Source organism: Carnobacterium funditum DSM 5970, from assembly GCF_000744185.1.
In the GTDB taxonomy this organism is placed as follows: Bacteria; Bacillota; Bacilli; order Lactobacillales; family Carnobacteriaceae; genus Carnobacterium_A; species Carnobacterium_A funditum.
The window spans coordinates 1,455,001-1,476,521 of record NZ_JQLL01000001.1; the positions used below are offsets into that span (position 1 = coordinate 1,455,001).

The window sequence follows — 21,521 nt, forward strand, 5'->3', positions numbered from 1 at the left end:
CGTTGCTGCGTTGTATCGCTGCGACATGTACTAATATAACAGTTTATTTAGCTTTCGTCAACATTTTTCAAAATAAATTTTCATCATTTATAAACATGAACATTGAATAAATAAAAAGCGCTCTATCGCGATTCGAATCCGGTCAGAAACCGAATGTTAAATCATAATTTCAACATAACGTTCTGTTATTAATAAAAACAATCTTTTTGAAATACATATTTATACTTTTATTTGCATAAAACAGAAATCCCCATTCTTTTCCATAATAGAATAAGAAAAAAACATTTTAGAATTATATTCAATGTAATTCAACTGAATTTATTCCAGATGATTCATCCCTTCTATAAATTCAAAACCGTTTTGATTAAATGTCAGTAGGCTACATATATCCACTGCCCGAATGCATAAGCATGATTGGTTTTTAACCCATAGCGCCGTGACCGATAATCGATGTATAAATATCACGCGTGATGCTCAATAAAATAGGCTTTGAGGTCGTCAGATTGATTACCGCCACTACCATACAACCAGAGCATACCTGTCGGATTCTACCGAGGTCTCGGTACCAATCCCCAGCAAGAGAATAAGGCTGAACGCGAACAAAATGAAAGAAGAGTTACCTTTTCTAGAAGTACCACTCTACAATCTACACTCCCAATATAATTATCAGCACTTCAAGCGCTAATTTTAGTAGCTGATGCATCTGTTTTGAGAATTAGTCATGCGAGATATCAGTGCAACAAAACTAAAACGACTTGCTTGGAGAGAATTTTCTCGAAGCAAGTCGTTTTAGTTTTGTTCCCTATTGTGCAGTTTCTACCTCAATTTTAGTAGCCAACATTTTTTTAGCTAGACGTTATTCAGAATTAAGCTAGCGATGTACGGCATTGCAAAAATAGCCATATTGCAACTACCGATGGTGATGATGCCGAAAAAATTATTTTATGCCATCTTTTCTCCGATTCACCAGATAAGCGATTACTTGCTGGTTCAAATTGGCGAAGACGCTACTCACAGTCAAAAAAATAAATTGTAGCTACTGTCAAAATTATTGAAGGACCTGATTTTTGTTGGACGAAAAGGCTATCGCTAACGATAGGCCATTATTCATATTTTAAAACAGACCGTTCTCCCAGTGGTTGAACTTCTCTGTTGTTGCCTTCATAATATTCGTTGAATGTCACAATCTGTTCTGCGGATACTTCAATAGGATTCTCCATCACATACCATTCGACATTTTCCGTAAGGGGAGGTGTCGTCAAGGATCCGAGGTAATGATAATAGCTTTTGTTGGACGGCAACAGCTCAGTAACGTTCAGGCGAAGCCCGCTTGCAACCGTTGTTTCTTCGTTCGCATTCACATCAGTCAAGATTGCTTCAAAAGTTTCATTCCCCGCTCCTTCTTTGAAGAAAACCGCGATGACCGCCAAACGTCCGTCTTGTGCCTTATGGACAAAATGCAGTTCGATTGGGAAGTGCTCCCCGTCCAGCGTATGTTCGCTTGGGGAATGAAGATGAAATTGCGTCAGTTCAAAACTACGGCCAGCAATCAGCGCTTGGCCACCATCCTCTATTTCAATACTATGCCCATTATCGACCACATCAATAGCCTCTTCCAGATAGTTCAAGGTGAGAGAACCATCCTCGTTCATTATTTCGGCGTTGCTTGTTTCGATATTGATTGGGGATTGCATCTCTCCTGATTCAAAAGTCCATTCTTTCTGATTTTCATAGTCAAGATGCGCTTCGTTTTCATTTTCAGACGTTTGTTCTGTTGTTTCTTGGACGCTTTTGTCTGCTTCCACCACTTGTTTTTGGCCACAACCACTTAGTCCAAAAAAGACGAGCACACCTAAAACTGCTAAATGTTTTTTCAATCTTTTTGTTTCCTTCATTTTCTTCTTCTTCCTCCTCTAAAACAATATCTCATTATTATATCTAATAATTCGTGCGTCTACAACAAATGATGCATTTTTTTAAATTTTACTGAAATCTGTACTTTTTGTTACGCTACAAATTCCAACCGATTGAATACACCAATTTGTTTAGGCGAATCATTCTATTCGAAAAAATATTGATGCGCTCGCGCCTTAGGAAGAATCAATTTTAAATTCGATTCATTTGATTTACCCACAGCGCTACTGGATATTTTCAAGGACTTGATAGAAAAATTCCTGATAGACATAATATGAACTGAGTTTTAGCAATATAGCCTGTCCCCCGTTCGAACTACCTTACCTGCGAGCTTGAATAGGCACAATTAGATTATGTTAACTTACATACCTACCGGATATTTTGCAAAATAGAGCGTACACATAAAATTAACGATGTTTTAAACCATTGAGCTTACTACCATTCGAACGTGGTTTTCTAGAAAGGACGAGCTATCGATTTCATCAAAATAAAATCCATTTCCATCCTCTTTGATGAAGTTCTCCATAGTGCACGTTTGCAATATGTACGAAAAACCGTTTCAGCACAAACTTTGTCTGAGTCATTAATAACGATGTCACGCCGAAATGGAAGTTCACCTACTTCGCATGAGGATTTAATACAGCTTTAGCATCCCTTCGTCCACCTTTTTACTTGGTAGGATGTCAAAAAATCGACTTTTTTTATTCCACAAATGATTGTTGTCAATCTGAATAAAACCTTTTGCCAACCTTGAACGGTTGCAATTTACTTTTAACCGAACCACAAAGATGCTGTCATAGACTTCGCAGATTTCGTAAAGTTCCGGAGTGGCGCATCCGCTATCTCCCCGGACGAGAATAGTGCTGACCGGAACTACTTGATCATGATGTTCAAAAAGAGTCTCTATAAAAGAGCGCTAACGCCATTAGAATTTATACCTATTGTCAGAACGAAAAAACACCCGTCAACCCATCAAGTGTCACTAACGGATTGTAACCATTGGTCTGATAGTAAGCATTATCATCAGTTTTTTCTTGATTGCCCTCCGTATCTGAATGGGTTGATTCCAAGTTAAAGACCTTTTCAGTCGTATTCCTTGTTAACTTTACCTTATCGATTATGACTTTGATTGAGCTCTTGCATCTGATAAATATTCTCTTCACTTATGCGATCCTAGAACGGGGAAAGCGAAGTTTGCAAGACAATTTTGGACTTGTCATAAACTACTTGAAAAATAAAGTCTTCCTTCAATAGATTTGCGGAAGAACCAGTTGAATAGTTATCCCTATTTTGATAAGTCAGCTGTTCCATCAAAGCGAAATTATCATGGGTATGATAGAGTTGCTTATCTTCTATTCTGAAAAATTAAAGAAATCCATAAATTCTTTGACGAGAATCACCCCAGAATTGGTACATAAATTTCAAGCAGTATCTGAAACCGCCATTTTAAAGTTAAATTTTACTTTTTTTTCATATGATATTACTATTGTGAGAATTAACCATATTAGATTTGGCTCCTTTTTGTACACCTATAAGGTGTCTAATAAACCAACGAAAAATGTTGTTGTTGCAAGGTAAGTAATAAATACTTAGAATTGTACTAATGATTCAGGTGTATGATGAAGATTTTAAGAAATAATACTAATCACATACAAAAAAAGCATCATCCGAAGATGATGCTTTTTTTAAGATGCGCGGCAGCGTCCTACTCTCACAAAGGGAAACCCTTCACTACCATCGGCGCTAAGAAGCTTAACTGCTGTGTTCGGCATGGGAACAGGTGTGACCTTCTTGCCATCGCCACCACACATCTTACATATAAGAGAACGTTGTTCTCTCAAAACTGGATAGTGTTTAACTGTAAGGGCTTAAAACCGTTTCTTCATCGTTTAAAAATTGGTTAAGTCCTCGACCGATTAGTATTGGTCCGCTCCATACATCGCTGTACTTCCACTTCCAACCTATCTACCTGATCATCTCTCAGGGGTCTTACTCACTTACGTGATGGGAAATCTCATCTTGAGGGGGGCTTCACGCTTAGATGCTTTCAGCGTTTATCCCGTCCACACATAGCTACCCAGCGATGCTCTTGGCAGAACAACTGGTACACCAGCGGTGTGTCCATCCCGGTCCTCTCGTACTAAGGACAGCTCCTCTCAAATTTCCTGCGCCCGCGACGGATAGGGACCGAACTGTCTCACGACGTTCTGAACCCAGCTCGCGTACCGCTTTAATGGGCGAACAGCCCAACCCTTGGGACCGACTACAGCCCCAGGATGCGATGAGCCGACATCGAGGTGCCAAACCTCCCCGTCGATGTGGACTCTTGGGGGAGATAAGCCTGTTATCCCCAGGGTAGCTTTTATCCGTTGAGCGATGGCCCTTCCATACGGAACCACCGGATCACTAAGCCCGACTTTCGTCCCTGCTCGACTTGTAGGTCTCGCAGTCAAGCTCCCTTCTGCCTTTACACTCTACGAATGATTTCCAACCATTCTGAGGGAACCTTTGGGCGCCTCCGTTACACTTTAGGAGGCGACCGCCCCAGTCAAACTGCCCGTCAGACACTGTCTCCCAGCCAGATTATGGCTGTGGGTTAGAGTGGTCATACAGCAAGGGTAGTATCCCACCATTGCCTCCACCAAGACTAGCGTCCTGGCTTCATAGGCTCCTACCTATCCTGTACAAGCTGTACAAACACTCAATATCAAACTGCAGTAAAGCTCCATGGGGTCTTTCCGTCCTGTCGCGGGTAACCTGCATCTTCACAGGTACTATAATTTCACCGAGTCTCTCGTTGAGACAGTGCCCAAATCATTACGCCTTTCGTGCGGGTCGGAACTTACCCGACAAGGAATTTCGCTACCTTAGGACCGTTATAGTTACGGCCGCCGTTTACTGGGGCTTCAATTCTGAGCTTCGCTCGAAAGCTAACCCATCCTCTTAACCTTCCAGCACCGGGCAGGCGTCAGCCCCTATACGTCATCTTTCGATTTAGCAGAGACCTGTGTTTTTGATAAACAGTTGCTTGGGCCTATTCACTGCGGCTGACCAATTGGTCAGCACCCCTTCTCCCGAAGTTACGGGGTCATTTTGCCGAGTTCCTTAACGAGAGTTCGCTCGCACACCTTAGGATTCTCTCCTCGACTACCTGTGTCGGTTTGCGGTACGGGCAGATTGTTTCTAACTAGAAGCTTTTCTTGACAGTGTGACATCAGGAACTTCGGTACTTAATTTCCCTCCCCATCACAACTTGTCCTTAATAGAGGCAAGCATTTGACTCACCTCAAGACTTGTTGCTTGGACGCACATATCCAACAGTGCGTATTCCTTAGCCTACTGTGTCCCTCCATTGTTCAAACAAAACAAACTGGTACAGGAATCTCAACCTGTTGTCCATCGTCTACGCCTATCGGCCTCGACTTAGGTCCCGACTAACCCTGGGAGGACGAGCCTTCCCCAGGAAACCTTAGTCATTCGGTGGACGGGATTCTCACCCGTCTTTCGCTACTCATACCGGCATTCTCACTTCTAAGCGCTCCACCAGTCCTCACGGTCTAGCTTCGACGCCCTTAGAACGCTCTCCTACCATAGAACCTAAGTTCTATCCACAGCTTCGGTGTTATGTTTAGCCCCGGTAAATTTTCGGCGCAGGGTCACTCGACTAGTGAGCTATTACGCACTCTTTAAATGATGGCTGCTTCTGAGCCAACATCCTAGTTGTCTAAGCAACCCCACATCCTTTTCCACTTAACATAAACTTTGGGACCTTAGCTGGTGGTCTGGGCTGTTTCCCTCTCGACTACGGATCTTATCACTCGTAGTCTGACTCCCGGATATAAATCAATGGCATTCGGAGTTTATCTGAATTCGGTAACCCGAGAAGGGCCCCTAGTCCAAACAGTTGCTCTACCTCCATGATTCTAATTCCGAGGCTAGCCCTAAAGCTATTTCGGAGAGAACCAGCTATCTCCAAGTTCGATTGGAATTTCTCCGCTACCCACACCTCATCCCCGCATTTTTCAACATACGTGGGTTCGGTCCTCCAGTGCGTATTACCGCACCTTCAACCTGGACATGGGTAGATCACTTGGTTTCGGGTCTACGACCACATACTCATTCGCCCTATTCAGACTCGCTTTCGCTACGGCTCCGTCTCATCAACTTAACCTCGCATGGGATCGTAACTCGCCGGTTCATTCTACAAAAGGCACGCTATCACCCATTAACGGGCTCTAACTACTTGTAAGCACACGGTTTCAGGTGCTGTTTCACTCCCCTTTCGGGGTTCTTTTCACCTTTCCCTCACGGTACTGGTTCACTATCGGTCACTAGGGAGTATTTAGCCTTGGGAGATGGTCCTCCCGGATTCCGACGGAATTTCTCGTGTTCCGCCGTACTCAGGATACTGATCAGAGTGAACGAAGTTTCAGTTACGGGGCTTTTACCCTCTTTGGCGGACCTTTCCAGGTCGCTTCTCCTACTTCGTTCATTTATGACTCTATGTGTTCAGTCCTACAACCCCAGAAAGCAAGCTTTCTGGTTTGGGCTATTCCCGTTTCGCTCGCCGCTACTCAGGGAATCGATTTTTCTTTCTCTTCCTGCAGGTACTTAGATGTTTCAGTTCTCTGCGTCTACCTCTATTGACCTATGTATTCAGTCAATAGTAACACCCGATAAAGAGTGCTGGGTTTCCCCATTCGGAAATCTCTGGATCAAAGCTTACTTACAGCTCCCCAAAGCATATCGGCGTTAGTCCCGTCCTTCTTCGGCTCCTAGTGCCAAGGCATCCACCGTGCGCCCTTATTAACTTAACCTATGGTCATGTTAACTATTTCATTCACCTCATGGTGAAGAAATACATTAAAAAATAAAACGCGATGTTTTCTTGGTTTCTTGCTTTTCTTACATGTTAAACACTATCCAGTTTTCAAAGAACAACTAACTTACTGTTTGAGAAGATTAGACCTCTCAAAACTGAGCAAAGTAAAACAACTGTGACGGTTCCGTTATATCCTTAGAAAGGAGGTGATCCAGCCGCACCTTCCGATACGGCTACCTTGTTACGACTTCACCCCAATTATCTATCCCACCTTAGGCGGCTGGCTCCCAAAAGGGTTACCTCACCGACTTCGGGTGTTACAAACTCTCGTGGTGTGACGGGCGGTGTGTACAAGACCCGGGAACGTATTCACCGCGGCGTTCTGATCCGCGATTACTAGCGATTCCGGCTTCATGCAGGCGAGTTGCAGCCTGCAATCCGAACTGAGAATGGCTTTAAGAGATTAGCTTGACCTCGCGATCTTGCGACTCGTTGTACCATCCATTGTAGCACGTGTGTAGCCCAGGTCATAAGGGGCATGATGATTTGACGTCATCCCCACCTTCCTCCGGTTTATCACCGGCAGTCTCACTAGAGTGCCCAACTGAATGCTGGCAACTAATAATAGGGGTTGCGCTCGTTGCGGGACTTAACCCAACATCTCACGACACGAGCTGACGACAACCATGCACCACCTGTCACTTTGTCCCCGAAGGGAAAGCTCTATCTCTAGAGTGGTCAAAGGATGTCAAGACCTGGTAAGGTTCTTCGCGTTGCTTCGAATTAAACCACATGCTCCACCGCTTGTGCGGGTCCCCGTCAATTCCTTTGAGTTTCAGCCTTGCGGCCGTACTCCCCAGGCGGAGTGCTTAATGCGTTAGCTGCAGCACTGAGGGGCGGAAACCCCCCAACACTTAGCACTCATCGTTTACGGCGTGGACTACCAGGGTATCTAATCCTGTTTGCTCCCCACGCTTTCGAGCCTCAGCGTCAGTTACAGACCAGAGAGTCGCCTTCGCCACTGGTGTTCCTCCATATATCTACGCATTTCACCGCTACACATGGAATTCCACTCTCCTCTTCTGCACTCAAGTTCTCCAGTTTCCAATGACCTTCCCCAGTTGAGCTGGGGTCTTTCACATCAGACTTAAAGAACCGCCTGCGCTCGCTTTACGCCCAATAAATCCGGACAACGCTTGCCATCTACGTATTACCGCGGCTGCTGGCACGTAGTTAGCCATGGCTTTCTGGTTAGATACCGTCAGGGGATGAGCAGTTACTCTCATCCTTGTTCTTCTCTAACAACAGAGTTTTACGATCCGAAAACCTTCTTCACTCACGCGGCATTGCTCCGTCAGACTTTCGTCCATTGCGGAAGATTCCCTACTGCTGCCTCCCGTAGGAGTCTGGGCCGTGTCTCAGTCCCAGTGTGGCCGATCACCCTCTCAGGTCGGCTACGTATCATTGCCTTGGTGAGCCATTACCTCACCAACTAGCTAATACGCCGCGGGTCCATCCATAAGCGGTAGCCGAAGCCACCTTTCATCCGTTCGCCATGCGGCAATCAGAATTATGCGGTATTAGCATCCGTTTCCGAATGTTATCCCCCACTTATGGGCAGGTTACCCACGTGTTACTCACCCGTCCGCCACTCCTCTTTCCAGTCGAGTGCAAGCACTCAATAGGAAAGAAGCGTTCGACTTGCATGTATTAGGCATGCCGCCAGCGTTCGTCCTGAGCCAGGATCAAACTCTCATAAAAGTTGAACCAACCCGTTAGGATTGCTTCGCTTTTTAACGATGCTTGAAGCTCATTAAAATGACTTGCTAGCGAATAATTATTCACTTTGTTTCTTTTGGTTCGACCCTTGGTCGAACCGCCGTACACAGTTTATTGTTTTACTTTGTTCAGTTTTCAAAGGTCTAATTTGTTTGTCGTTGTCGTTTTGACAACTTCTAAATATTACCAGAAGTTGTTTAACTTGTCAACAACTTCTTGAAAGTTATTTTTTTCGTTGCTGCGTTGTATCGCTGCGACATCTACTAATATAACAGCTTGTTGAACTTACGTCAACTGTTTTTATAACAAATAACCATTTTTTTATTTACCGAGATAGAAAACACTTATAATACAGCTTTTTTTATTATTAAAACAAAATAAATCGCTATTTTTATTTTTAAATACAGATATCATCTTATATTTTATACAGTATAAATATTCATTTTCTTGATAATTTCAAACTTCTCTCTATTATATTAGTTTCTTAATAGTTATATTTTCAAAGCTTAATGGATAAAAAAAATTCCTATAACTTGATGATTCGAAAGGTAAGGCCACAAAAATGATCTGACCTTTCAAATTTACAAGTATTATGGAAGTTTTTCTTTATTAATTATTACGCATTGCAGGAAATAGTAATACATCACGAATAGATTGTGCATTTGTTAAGAGCATAACTAGACGGTCAATCCCTATTCCTAACCCACCTGTTGGGGGCATTCCGTATTCTAATGCTTCTATGAAGTCTTCATCTATAGGGTGTGCTTCATCATTCCCTTGTTCACGTTCTTTTCCTTGTGCTTCAAATCGTTCTTTTTGATCAATCGGATCATTCAATTCACTAAATGCATTTCCATATTCATTTCCTAAAATAAACACTTCAAAACGATCGGTAAACCTTGGATCATCAAAATTTTTCTTTGCCAAAGGAGAAATCTCAACTGGGTGACCAAATATAAAAGTAGGTTGAATTAATTTATCTTCTACAAACATTTCAAAGAATTCATTCACAATATGTCCAAATTGGCTATGCTCTGGTACTGGTACCTTGTGTTCTTTTGCAAGTGAAATGGCTTCTTCATCAGTCATTTCTTGCCAAAAGTCAACTCCAGTTTGTTCTTTAATCGCATCTACCATATGCTGACGCTTCCATGGACTAGCAATATCAATATCTTGTTCATTATAAACAATATGACCTGTTCCAACTACTCGTTCCGTAACTGTGCGAATCAAATCTTCTGTCAAATCCATTACGTCATTAAAATCAGTATAGGCTGTATAAACCTCTAACATAGTAAATTCCGGATTATGCGTTGTATCTATTCCTTCATTACGAAAAACGCGCCCTATTTCATAAACCTTCTCCATGCCTCCAACTATCAACCGTTTCAAATGCAACTCAAGTGCAATCCGCAAATACAATTCCATATCTAGAGCATTATGATGTGTAATGAATGGACGAGCAGCTGCCCCGCCAGCAAGATTTTGCAATATTGGAGTTTCAACTTCTAGATAATCTTTTGCATTCAAAAAAGTCCGAATTTCACGAATGATTTCGCTCCGTTTTGTAAAACGATCAAAACTTTCTTGGTTACTAATCAAATCTAAGTAACGTTGTCTGTAACGTTGCTCTACATTTGTCAATCCGTGGTATTTATCCGGTAAAGGTCGCAACGCTTTTGACAATTGTACAATAGAAGTTGGTTTAATTGTCACTTCACCTGTATTTGTTTTCATAACTGTTCCCGTAACCCCGATAAAATCACCTAAATCTGCATTATCAAATGTTTCGTAATTCTCATCTCCTACAGTATCTTTACGAACGTAAAGTTGAAGTCTACCTTTACGATCTTGCAAATGTGCGAAACCAACTTTTCCTTTTCCACGTTTAGTCATCATTCGACCTGCAACGGTTACAATAACTTCTTTTTCAGCTATTTCTTCTTTTGAAAATCCATCATAGCTTGCATGTATTTCACTCGATAAATGTGTTCTTTCAAAGCGTCCACCGAAAGGATCAATTCCACGTTCACGTAGATGATTCATTTTTTCTCGTCTTACTAATAATTGGTCATTCATTTCTTCATGCATTTCTTCGTGGCTCATGTATTCCACTCCATTTCTATAATTATTCCATCTGTTAAGTTGTCTTCTTTATAATGCCAAGAGCACACAAAAAAAGCAAGTGAATTAGAGAATTTTTCATGTATTCTCTAACTTGCTTTCTTGTTTTCTTTTATTTTTTAAGCTTCTAGCACTGTTGCTTTTTACACTTTTTTATTTCACGTTCTTCTGCCTTATCAAGAAAACGATTTAATAGGTTAATCATATCATCTAATATGACCTATATCCTTACGGTTTCAATCCTCGCTAGGGAATAAAGCTGTTGAAAGATAACGCTCTCCACTATCTGGAGCAATAGTAACAACCTTTTTCCCTGTACCTAATTCGATAGCTACATCTATCGCGCCTTTAATCGCTGCACCAGAGGAGATACCAACTAATAAACCCTCCATCAAAGCCAGTTTACGTGTCATATCGAAAGCTTCTTCACTCGTAACGTGTAAAACATCATCAAAAACAAGTGTATCTAATACTTTTGGCACAAATCCTGTTCCAATTCCTTGTATTTTATGCGGATTCGGATCACCACCACTTAACACCGGTGATTCGGTAGGTTCAAGAGCATAAACTTTAGTACTTGGATCAGCCTCTTTTAAAACTTTCCCTACACCCGTTAATGTCCCGCCAGTTCCTACAGTAGCGATGAAAGCATCTGGTGCTTTCCCATCAAAAGCGGCTAAAATTTCGGGACCAGTAGTTGCTGCATGAACAGCAGGATTTGCCATATTTTCAAATTGTAACGGCATAAAGTAGCCGGGTTGAGCAGCTATCTCCGTAGCTTTAGCAATGGATGCTTTAATCCCACCCGTTCCCGGTGTCAATATCAGTTCAGCTCCGTATGCTTTTAGTAATTTACGACGCTCAATGCTCATCGTATCGGGCATAACAAAAACAGATTTATAGCCTTTTGCTGCTGCAATCATTGCTAACCCAACACCTGTATTACCGCTAGTTGGTTCAACAATAATATCTCCTGCTTTTAATTTCCCTTCTTGTTCGGCTACTTCAATCATATTCATTGCTATTCTATCTTTTATACTGCCACCAACATTTGCGGATTCTATCTTGACATAAACTTCCGCTGCACCGGCTGGCACAATTTTACTTGATAGTTTTAATAAAGGTGTATCTCCAATTAATTCTGTGATGCTAGTAACAATTTTCGCCATTAGCTTGTTCCTCCCCAAAATATTTTTCATTATAATAATTCTAAAGTTTATCTACTGCGATAGCAAGCAGAAGCTGTTTGCCTACTATTGTATCGTTCATAAAAAAAAGACATTAACACCTTTCAAATAAAAAAGAAAATAAGTGCAATATAGTTACATACCAATACTGCACTTACTCTCATTAACTCTATTTTCTGATTGTACACTACTTAACTTATTGCTTCTGCCTTCAACTTTTCTAAATCAGCGATATCATAATGATATTGGTTGCCACAGAAATGGCAGCTCGCTTCAGCACCATGATCTTCTTCAATCATACTGTCAATTTCTTCTCCACCAAGAGCAATTATAGCCGTTGCAAAACGCTCTTTTGAACAGTCGCACTTAAAAGATACAGGCATTTTTTCTAAAACCTTCACATTTCCTTCACCAACTAGACGATCTAAAATAGCTTCAGGATTTTCTCCATTTTCCATCAATTGAGAAATCATTGGAATAGAAGCTAATCGATTTTCAAGCGCTGTAATGGTTTCCTCTGTTGCATCTGGCATAACTTGAATCATAAAGCCTCCAGCTGCTTTAATAGAATCGTCTGTATCGACTAGCACGCTTAGTCCAATAGCTGAAGGCGTTTGTTCTGAAGTCGCCATATAATAAGTGAAGTCTTCACCTAACTCGCCACTAACTAATGGAACTTGTCCAGAAAAAGCTTCTTTCATACCTAAGTCTTTGGTCACAGTTAGCGTTCCTTGTGATCCTACTGCTCCACGAACATCTAACTTTCCAGCTTCATTTAACGGAAGACTTATTTTAGGATTAGCGATATAACCTTTCACTTCACATTTTCCATTGCTATCTACAATTATATGACCAGTTGGGCCGTTCCCTTCAATTTTTACAGTCATTTTTTCTTTGCCTTTTAGCGTAGCTCCAAGCAAAATAGCTCCTATCATTGTTCGGCCTAATGCCGCTGAAGCTACACTCCAAGTTCCGTGTCTGCGTTGTGCTTCTGCAACCGTTTCTGTTGCGTCAATAGCATACACTCTAACTTCACCATTGTAGCCTAAACTTTTCAATAAATAATCTGACATTTTCTTAACTCCTTCAGCAGTGATTTTTCATTATTCTTACTTTAAATCAGAAAGTTACTAAAGTAAAGTAAGTATGTTTATTGTATCGTATTGAAAAAAAAAAAGGAGCGCATATACACGCAACCTTTTTTTGTTTTATAAATTAATGACTATCTAAATCATTATTTTTTTTATCTGGTGAATTTCTTTCTTTGTAATCTTCTTCGTCAACGCCTAGTTCTTTTTTTACATCTTCTACAATTTCTTCGGCGTCTTCTAGTGGTTCATGTCTTTTTTGTTCTTTTTCTAAACGTTCAGTTTCTTTTGCTTTTCTTGCTCGTTTAATTTCTTCAAATGACTTTCCTTCAGTTTCTTCATGAGGAAATTCATCTTCTGAAGAGTTTACTGGTTCAGGCATTTTACCCGTTTCAAATAAGCTCTTAATTGTCAGCTCATCTAATGTTTCCAGTTCAAGTAATTTGTCAGCTATCAATTTGTGTGCATCTTTGTGCTCTTCGAGAATCTGACGTGCCTGATCATGAGCTGCAACGATGATAGCGCGAACTTCTTGATCGATTTCAAAGGCAACTTGTTCAGAATACGCTTTGGTTTGACCATAATCACGTCCAACAAACACTTGATGATTTCCTTCATATTGTACTGGACCTAATTTATCACTCATCCCATATTCTGTTACCATACTTCTAGCTAAGGCAGTAGCTTGTTGGAAATCATTGCTTGCTCCTGATGATTGTGAATCGAAAACTAATTCTTCAGCTACACGTCCACCTAGCAATCCAACAATCTGTTCAGTCATTTCTTTTTTAGTCATTAAGAAACGATCTTCTTTAGGAAGCATGATAGCATATCCACCAGCTCTTCCGCGAGGAACGATGGTTACTTTGTGAACCACACGGGCATCACTTAAGACCATTCCAACAATTGTATGACCCGCTTCATGGTATGCAATCATTGCTCGTTCAACTTTACTAATAACTCGATTTCTCTTAGCTGGACCTGCAATAACTCGGTCTTGAGCTTCGTCTAAATCTAGCGCATCAATTGTCTTCTTATTACGTCTTGCAGCAACTAAAGCTGCTTCATTCAATAGATTTTCTAAATCAGCACCAGAAAAACCTGGCGTTTGAGTTGCAATGACTCTTAAGTCTACATTTTTACTGATTGGTTTGTTTTTAGCATGAACTTTCAAAATCGCTTCGCGTCCCTTAACGTCTGGATGCCCAACTAAAATTTGACGGTCAAAACGACCTGGACGTAACAACGCAGGGTCTAAAACGTCAGAACGGTTCGTTGCAGCAATGACGATAACTCCTTCATTACCAGAGAATCCATCTAATTCAACCAATAGTTGGTTTAATGTTTGTTCGCGTTCATCATGTCCGCCACCCATTCCTGCGCCACGTTGACGGCCTACTGCATCAATTTCATCAATAAAAATAATAGATGGTGCAGTTTTCTTTGCATTTTCAAATAAATCACGTACACGACTTGCTCCAACTCCGACAAACATCTCAACGAAGTCTGAACCGGAAATAGAATAAAACGGCACACCAGCTTCACCAGCAACGGCTTTAGCAAGTAAAGTTTTACCTGTCCCAGGAGGTCCCTCTAATAAAACACCTGCTGGAATACGCGCACCAAGTTCTGAAAAACGTCTTGGGTCTTTTAAGAATTCAACAACTTCTACAAGTTCTTCTTTTTCTTCATCTGCACCAGCAACGTCAGAAAAACGAACTTTGTTTGTTTTATTATCAGATTCTTTTGCTTTTGATTTACCAAAATTCATAACGCCGCGTCCGCCTTGTCCGCCGCCGCCTTGTCCACTTTGTCCCATCATCATATAGATGAAAAACACAAAGATAACTAATGGTAAAACAGAAACCAACAATGTTACCCATATTCCTGAAGATTCCTCAGGAAGTGGTGCTACTTCTATCTTATTCTCTTTAGCAAGAGAATCAATTTCACTTACTGTTGAGTCATTTTGTAAAATAGATGTTGTAAAATTTGTGCTAGATGTTTCAGTTGATCCAAAAATATTAATATCTGAACCAGACTCTTTTTTCAAAGGTTGAGCTTCACGATATTCTCCAGTGATTTTATATACACCGGCATTAGGTTGGATTGTAAATTTTTTGATTTGATCTTCTTCTAATTGCGTTACGAATTCACTAGCTGGAATTTCAGTACTTTGTTCCCCAGATGAGCCACCTGTTGCCCAGGTCACGATTCCAATAATCCCTAGAAATACGATTGCATAGAAGACTCCATTTTTTAAGAGTCCTTTTTTCATTGTTGCCCTCCTTCTACAAATAAACCTTTATAGTTTTTTTCTGTACTTTTTAATTTAAATATTTTAAATCCATCTAATCATATCACATTTGACCTTCATTGACCATTTATTTCTATTGGTAAATTTCTGGTTTTAAGATACCAATATAAGGTAAATTACGATATTTTTCATCATAATCTAATCCATAACCGACTACAAACTCATTAGGAACTAAGAAACCAACGTAGTCAGCTTTCATATCGATTACCCGTCCTTCCGGCTTATCTAACAACGTAACGATTTTGATCGATTTCGCTTTACGGTAACGGAACATTTCTATTAAATAATTCAATGTTCGTCCACTATCAATAATATCTTCGACAATTAACAAGTCTTTCCCTTCAACATTCGTATCTAAATCTTTAAGAATTTTTACTTCACCTGAAGAAGTAATCCCTCCTCCATAACTCGAGACATCCATAAAGTCCATCTCAAGATAAACATCCATTTCTTTTATCAAGTCAGACAAGAAAGGCGTTGCTCCCTTTAAAATCCCAACAACTAAAGGAGTTTTCTCTTTATAATCAACTGTTAGCTGTTGACCTAGTTCTATTGTTCTTGCTGCTAGTGCTTCTCTTGAAAAAAGCACACGTTCAATATCATTTTTCATAGTTTTAAGTTCTCCCTTTCAATACGACCTCTTTTATCTTTGGTAAACGAGTATGTATTGTATTTTATCAGTTTCCCGTTGAATAGACAATCTTGATTCCTTATATTTTAACAACCAAATAATTTCACCTAAGGAATCGTTTATTACTAGTGTTTCTTCTCGTTCTTTTAAAGGCACTTTTTGATCGATTAAGATATCTTTTATTTTTTTATGCCCTATCTTCATTCCTTTTATCGTCATTCGATCGCCAGGTTTACGGTGCCGAATGATTAAAGGCAAAACTACCTGCTCAGGGTCAAGCCACATGTGTCTATCTATTTCAAAAGCTGAATTAGCATCAGCTGCTACTTGGAATAATCCTACACGTCTTCCGTCTGCTAGAGAAACCCATTGACCAGGCACTAATTCCTCTTCATTTTGAAGATAATTTGTTTTGATAAGATTAGTTTTTTCTAAAAAAAATTGCTGATATTGACGTCTACCTTTCCATCCGCCAGGCAAATCTAATTGCGCATTAGATTTACTTCCTGTCATCAAATCCAATAATTCTGCTACTTGTTTTCTAAGCGTTTCAACTGGGCAAGAATGATACACTTTGTTTAATAAAATATGCTTTAATACTAGTCTTTGAATCTCCGGTTCAAAACCTAGTAATGTCGATTTATCTATTTCATAGAAATCGGATTTACTTTCCAATAAAACTTGAGCGCTTTTTTGTTGAATAACTTGATTAGCTAAAAATAGAACATCTGATAAATCGGATGAGAAGTCTCTGAAATGATTCAAAACTTGATTGTTTTCAAGCTTCAAGAGAGGGGCAATTGTCTGTCGATAGCGATTACGCGTGTATGTTAACTCTATATTGGTCTCATCTTCATAATAATCCAGATGATTGGTTTCACTATAGGCGTAAATCTCTTCTTTAGCATATTGCAATAATGGTCGAACAAGCAACCCTGTCCCAAAAAAACGTTGAACTTGAATGCCCGTCATCCCTTCTAGCTGTCCACCACGTACTAATCGCATCAAAATCGTTTCTAATTGATCATCTGCATGGTGAGCTGTCAAAAGATGAGTTGCTTGATTGGCTTCCATCATTTCTTTAAAAAAAGTATACCTGAAATTGCGAGCCGCCAATTCTATTCCTGTTTTAGGGTGTTGATCGCTTTTCCAATTGCGACTAAAGTAAGGGATTTTTTTTATTCGACACTGTTCTTCTAAAAAAGATTCTTCTGCAATAGATGCAGTACGTAATTCATGATTAACATGAACAACACCGTACCAAGGGCGCAATGCATCTGGCACTCGTTGAATCAAATTCAACAACACCATTGAATCAACTCCGCCAGAAACAGCAATCAATAATCGATCCGAGGGCTTCCAAAGAAGATGTTGTTGACAATTTTTCAAAAAATCAGAAAACAATTCCATTTCCTTATCACCTCGTATTATGAATTTAACTATTTTTTAACTAGATACATCCTGGTTCATGTTCGCTTTTTTATTAATCTTTGATCAGCCTCTTACTCTGCTAACGAGTAAGGATAAATATAAAAAAGGATAAGTCTCCTTATCCCTGGTTTTTCTTTTTAGTTACGACGTCCACCACGTCCGCCGCGCTTTCCTTCAGTACTTCGTTTTAATGTTGTTAAACGATCATCACTATCTTTTAAAAATGATGACATCAATGAATCAAAATCATCCTTTTTAGGTTCTACGCTTTTCATTCCACGGCTGTTTCCGCGTTGACTTTGGTATCCGCCACTACGAGGAGCTGCGCTTTCCCGACGTCCTTGATAGCCGCCTGTCTTTTCTTGAGTACTTGAAGCAGGTTCAACTGGTTTATCAACTGCACGTCTAATCGAAAGACCAATTTTTCCATCGTCTCCAATGGACATGACTTTCACAGTGACTTCTTCTCCAATTTTCAATACATCTTTGATATCTTTGATAAAACTATCGGATACTTCACTAATATGAACTAATCCAGTTTTTCTGTCTCCTAGATCGATGAATGCACCAAAATTTGTAATACCTGATACTTTTCCCGAAACTTTATTTCCCACTTCAATTGACATTAAAATTGTTTCCTCCTTAGAACTTGTATGCTTATTATAGCATGCTATCTGGCGACTTCAAACAGTTTATTACTAATTAATGATTTCTTTAGAAATAATAGTCTTTTTTTTTACTAAACTTAGTTCTTCTCTTGATAATGTTGTCATTAATCGTTTTCTTGAACATTTTTTTCGTTTTCTTTTGTATTTTCAATTACTTTTGCAGCATTATCTTCAGGTAAACTAAAAATAATTTCATTATCTTTAGATAAATAATATTGGCTTCTGGCTAATTTAGCTACATAATCTTCATCTTCTAAACGTTTCACTTGGATTTGTAGCTGTTCTTGTTCTTGTTGCGTATCTTTTAAAGTAACTTCTACTTGTCTTTTTTCAGTTTTCATTTTTGAAACGGATTGAACATTCGTCCATATTTTTAGAGATAAAAAGATGATAACAAATGAACCAATCACTAAAATGACGGTCGCTCTTAAGCGCATCCTACGCTTTTTTTTGTGTTCATGATGAGCTTGAAGGGTTTTAGCTTTTGTATAGTCGTTTTGCAATCTAGCAACATTCGTCGGCTCTTTTTTCTTCATGAATCCCCCATCCTCTTGCTACTCTATTATTAGTTTGATTATAGCAAGAAAGCGGATGCGTTGTCTAATATAATTGACAATAGACCACTAAATAAAACTATTACTCATTTTCATCACTTTTTGATTTTTCACTAATAATACTATACATTTCCTTGGTTTCTTCTTTTTTTGTTGATTCAACAATTTTTTCTATTTTTACAACCATTGTTTTATTTCCAAAACTGATTGTTAATTCATCTCCTAATTTTACATCCGATGAAGATTTAGCTACTATTCCGTTTACTTGAATGCGCCCTTTATCTGCAACTTCCTTAGCTATCGTACGTCGTTTAATAATACGTGAAATTTTCAAAAATTTATCTAGTCTCATTCTTTTCCCCTCATTTCTTTTAATTTTATTTTTTGCCACAAGGTTTCTACTTCTTCGATACTCGTTGCTTCAAATTCATCAAATACATGCGGATGGCGCCGGCGTAGTTTTTCATTAAGCGTCTCTAACACTTCTTCTAAAGAAAAATAGCCCGATTGCTCTCCTAAGTTGGTATGATACAAGACTTGCATTAGAATATCCCCTAATTCTTCTACCATATTCGTATCATCTTCTTTTTCAACAGCCTTTATAAATTCTGCTGTTTCTTCTTTTAAATAAGGGATTAAACTTTCATGTGTTTGTTCTTTAATCCAAACATCCCCTGTTTCCCCAGTAATCAAGTCCATATAATATTGCACAGTTTGAAAAGACTTCGTTTGGTTATCTCGAGCCAAAGGAGGAACATACATAGAAGTTAAGTTATGAACGCCTTCCATACGGTCAATTTCAACTAACGGCAGCCATTCAACTTTTTCTATTTTGCTTCCTGCTGCATGAACGAATGCTACAACATGATTAACTGGGTATTTTTCCATTAACGTTAGTTTAACATCACTTGCAATGTATTGATTAAACACTTGCATGATAATGATGTGTTGTCCTACTTCCAATTCGTCCTGTTTTAAATCTAACGCATCAACTAATTGAAAGCCTTCTATTGGATCAATTTGAACAGCTTGAAATAGATCATCTAAAAAGCTTTTTCCGCCTTTGATGTTAATCTCAATTCCTTGTTTATTATCAAGCAGTAGTTGAACGGACTTTTCTGCAACCATTGGATGCCCTGGAACCGCGTAGATAATATCTTGCCTGCCAGCTAACTCAATTAATTCTGCTGCAATAGTATTATAAACTTCTTCAAACTGGTCATTTTTTTCATATACCGCATCGAAAGAATGAAATTCGAACCCTTCCTGCTCTAATTCTGAAACAACTGGATGTAACTTGGTTCGTAAATAAATAGGCTTGTCACTTTTTAGCAAACGGTAAACACCCATTGGTAGTTGCTCCATGTCTCCTGGACCTAAGCCTACAACACTAATTTTCCCCACTTTACTTCCCCCTACTTTCTTAGCATTTTTTTCCCAAAAGGCAATGATAACCATTCACGAATCGTTAAAACGTTTAGATAAGATAATCCATATAAGAATACCCTAACCCCTATTATTACACCTAGAATCGTTAAAGCAAAAGCATCTATCCGGTGCCCGCCATTAAAAATCCATTTTTCTATAAATTGTGTTCCTAACCATACTATTGTTGCCATAGCTAGACTAAGCCAAGCTAATTTAAAAACAATGCCATTCTTTTTAAATTCTTTCCTTAAGACTACCGGTAACCCTAATCTGACAACAAATAAAATAACTACTAAAGATAAGACCGTCGCTATACTTGCACCTATTGTTCCGATTTTGATTATTAACCAAGTATTCGCTAACCATTTTACCAATAAGCCAATCATCAAAGCAACCATTGTTAAATAATATTGATTTCTACTTTGCAAAATAGCATTATAAGTGCCTATCAATGAGGCGAACAAAATAGCTAACATATAAATACTCAAAATCCTTACCCCAGAGCGATCACCAAATAGGAATTGATTAATGTAAGGCATCAAAACAATTAGGCCTGTTGTTGCAGCTATTGAAAAGGTTAGCGTCATACGGACCATCGAACTAGCTGATCGTAAAAATTTAGTTTCTTTTTTTTCAGTAACTGCTCGACTCAGTATCGGTATAAGTGTCGTTGAGAAAGCTGTTGCCACTATCATCCCTAACTGAATTAAAGGTTGTCCTCGATCATAAATACCTTTAGCATTCTTAGCCAGTTCCGAAGAGATTCCTGATTGAGTTAACCCTTTATACAAAGTAAAGGAATCAATCAACTGCAATAAGATCAAAAGAGCACTTAACAGACAGATTGCCAAGCCTTCTGTCATAAATCGTCTAGTTAATAAGCTGTAGCGTATTGTTTCTGATGATTCATCTTCTAGATAAAAAAAGGAATCTTCAACAGTCTCTCTGTTCCTTAACAGTGCTATTCCTAGAACCAAACTAGCTGCTAATCCAGCAATCCAGGAACTACTCATAGCAGCTGTTCCCATTTGATAGACATCCCAGTTTAATGACTTATACAGAAAAGCCGCTAACAAAATAACCGTCACACGAATAACTTGTTCCACAACTTGCGAGACAGCTGTAGGCATCATGTGAAATGTTCCTTGAAAATAACCACGGGTTGTTGTTAATACTGGTACCAATAAAAATAACCACGAGACTGACTGAATAATTGGAGACAATTGCCTATCTCCCATTCCTTGGGCAATCCAATCTGATCCAAAGAAAACTAAAGAAAATAAGAAAATCGAAAAGACCGCTAGTAACATGAAAACTTTTTTAATTAAGTTAGTTTGTCGTTTCTCATTTTTCTGTTCTGCAATAAGCTTAGACAAAAAAACTGGCAACCCACTTAAAGCTATCGTCATTCCAATTCCATAAATAGGATAGACTTGCTGGTAAACGTAAAAACCCGTGTTACCTACTATGTTTTGGAATGGCACACGATAAACTGCACTAAGAATTTTCGCAATCAAGGCTGCTAAAGAAAGAAGTACCGCCCCATTCATCGTTTTTCTCATTTGTTGATTATCCAAG

At 39.3% G+C, this 21,521-nt stretch carries 13 protein-coding genes, 3 rRNA genes and 1 pseudogene; 1 reads left to right on the plus strand and 16 read right to left on the minus strand.

Annotated features, from left to right (window positions below; all coding sequences use genetic code 11):
* The first annotated feature begins 877 nt into the window (after positions 1–877).
* Positions 878–1,036: a hypothetical protein gene (locus tag BR44_RS11510; protein WP_156954911.1), complete on the plus strand. Its 159-nt coding sequence runs from the start codon at positions 878–880 to the stop codon at positions 1,034–1,036.
* Between the two features lie 67 nt (positions 1,037–1,103).
* Here the strand turns inward: BR44_RS11510 and BR44_RS06800 are convergent, their stop codons facing one another.
* From BR44_RS06800 to BR44_RS06875, 16 genes and pseudogenes are all read right to left on the minus strand, one after another.
* Positions 1,104–1,895 carry a carbonic anhydrase family protein gene (locus tag BR44_RS06800; RefSeq protein WP_156954913.1) on the minus strand — a complete coding sequence of 264 codons (792 nt, stop codon included), beginning with the start codon at positions 1,893–1,895 and terminating at the stop codon, positions 1,104–1,106.
* Positions 1,896–2,138: 243 nt separating this feature from the next.
* Positions 2,139–3,401 (minus strand): annotated as a pseudogene (locus tag BR44_RS12180) (transposase).
* A 205-nt stretch (positions 3,402–3,606) separates the two neighbouring features.
* Positions 3,607–3,722: ribosomal RNA gene (rrf, locus tag BR44_RS06810) — 5S ribosomal RNA — on the minus strand.
* A gap of 88 nt (positions 3,723–3,810) precedes the next feature.
* Positions 3,811–6,731: ribosomal RNA gene (locus BR44_RS06815) — 23S ribosomal RNA — on the minus strand.
* Between the two features lie 204 nt (positions 6,732–6,935).
* Positions 6,936–8,497: ribosomal RNA gene (locus BR44_RS06820) — 16S ribosomal RNA — on the minus strand.
* Together the 16S, 23S and 5S rRNA genes form the textbook arrangement of a ribosomal RNA operon.
* Before the next feature lie 627 nt (positions 8,498–9,124).
* A complete protein-coding gene (lysS, locus tag BR44_RS06825; protein WP_034551442.1) occupies positions 9,125–10,621 on the minus strand; it encodes a lysine--tRNA ligase in 1,497 nt (498 codons plus the stop codon).
* A gap of 254 nt (positions 10,622–10,875) precedes the next feature.
* On the minus strand, positions 10,876–11,808 hold the full coding sequence (gene cysK, locus BR44_RS06830; protein ID WP_034551443.1) for a cysteine synthase A: 933 nt from the start codon (positions 11,806–11,808) through the stop codon (positions 10,876–10,878).
* Between the two features lie 209 nt (positions 11,809–12,017).
* A complete protein-coding gene (gene hslO / locus BR44_RS06835; protein ID WP_034551444.1) occupies positions 12,018–12,899 on the minus strand; it encodes an Hsp33 family molecular chaperone HslO in 882 nt (293 codons plus the stop codon).
* Positions 12,900–13,041: 142 nt separating this feature from the next.
* Positions 13,042–15,192, minus strand: coding sequence for an ATP-dependent zinc metalloprotease FtsH (ftsH, locus tag BR44_RS06840; protein WP_034551446.1), 2,151 nt, complete (start codon positions 15,190–15,192; stop codon positions 13,042–13,044).
* A 112-nt stretch (positions 15,193–15,304) separates the two neighbouring features.
* On the minus strand, positions 15,305–15,841 hold the full coding sequence (gene hpt, locus BR44_RS06845; RefSeq protein WP_034551448.1) for a hypoxanthine phosphoribosyltransferase: 537 nt from the start codon (positions 15,839–15,841) through the stop codon (positions 15,305–15,307).
* Positions 15,842–15,874: 33 nt separating this feature from the next.
* Positions 15,875–17,272 carry a tRNA lysidine(34) synthetase TilS gene (gene tilS / locus BR44_RS06850; RefSeq protein WP_034551449.1) on the minus strand — a complete coding sequence of 466 codons (1,398 nt, stop codon included), beginning with the start codon at positions 17,270–17,272 and terminating at the stop codon, positions 15,875–15,877.
* A 158-nt stretch (positions 17,273–17,430) separates the two neighbouring features.
* Positions 17,431–17,919, minus strand: a complete 489-nt coding sequence (locus tag BR44_RS06855) for a S1 domain-containing RNA-binding protein (protein ID WP_034551451.1) — start codon at positions 17,917–17,919, stop codon at positions 17,431–17,433.
* A gap of 146 nt (positions 17,920–18,065) precedes the next feature.
* On the minus strand, positions 18,066–18,497 hold the full coding sequence (locus BR44_RS06860; RefSeq protein WP_034551454.1) for an FtsB family cell division protein: 432 nt from the start codon (positions 18,495–18,497) through the stop codon (positions 18,066–18,068).
* Between the two features lie 100 nt (positions 18,498–18,597).
* Positions 18,598–18,867, minus strand: a complete 270-nt coding sequence (locus tag BR44_RS06865) for an RNA-binding S4 domain-containing protein (protein WP_034551456.1) — start codon at positions 18,865–18,867, stop codon at positions 18,598–18,600.
* Positions 18,864–19,919, minus strand: coding sequence for a MazG nucleotide pyrophosphohydrolase domain-containing protein (locus BR44_RS06870; RefSeq protein WP_034551457.1), 1,056 nt, complete (start codon positions 19,917–19,919; stop codon positions 18,864–18,866). Before BR44_RS06870 ends, BR44_RS06865 begins: the two co-directional genes overlap by 4 nt.
* 11 nt (positions 19,920–19,930) lie before the next feature.
* Complete coding sequence (locus BR44_RS06875; protein WP_034551459.1) at positions 19,931–21,520, minus strand: putative polysaccharide biosynthesis protein; 1,590 nt, start codon at positions 21,518–21,520, stop codon at positions 19,931–19,933.
* Between the last annotated feature and the right edge of the window lies 1 nt (position 21,521).

Bases quoted from the DNA above. Each gene is read 5' to 3' on its own strand.
- BR44_RS11510 (WP_156954911.1), top strand. From the start codon at position 878: ATGTACGGCATTGCAAAAATAGCCATATTGCAACTACCGATGGTGATG.
- BR44_RS06800 (WP_156954913.1), bottom strand. From the start codon at position 1,895: ATGAAGGAAACAAAAAGATTGAAAAAACATTTAGCAGTTTTAGGTGTG.
- lysS (WP_034551442.1), bottom strand. From the start codon at position 10,621: ATGAGCCACGAAGAAATGCATGAAGAAATGAATGACCAATTATTAGTA.
- cysK (WP_034551443.1), bottom strand. From the start codon at position 11,808: ATGGCGAAAATTGTTACTAGCATCACAGAATTAATTGGAGATACACCT.
- hslO (WP_034551444.1), bottom strand. From the start codon at position 12,899: ATGTCAGATTATTTATTGAAAAGTTTAGGCTACAATGGTGAAGTTAGA.
- ftsH (WP_034551446.1), bottom strand. From the start codon at position 15,192: ATGAAAAAAGGACTCTTAAAAAATGGAGTCTTCTATGCAATCGTATTT.
- hpt (WP_034551448.1), bottom strand. From the start codon at position 15,841: ATGAAAAATGATATTGAACGTGTGCTTTTTTCAAGAGAAGCACTAGCA.
- tilS (WP_034551449.1), bottom strand. From the start codon at position 17,272: ATGGAATTGTTTTCTGATTTTTTGAAAAATTGTCAACAACATCTTCTT.
- BR44_RS06855 (WP_034551451.1), bottom strand. From the start codon at position 17,919: ATGTCAATTGAAGTGGGAAATAAAGTTTCGGGAAAAGTATCAGGTATT.
- BR44_RS06860 (WP_034551454.1), bottom strand. From the start codon at position 18,497: ATGAAGAAAAAAGAGCCGACGAATGTTGCTAGATTGCAAAACGACTAT.
- BR44_RS06865 (WP_034551456.1), bottom strand. From the start codon at position 18,867: ATGAGACTAGATAAATTTTTGAAAATTTCACGTATTATTAAACGACGT.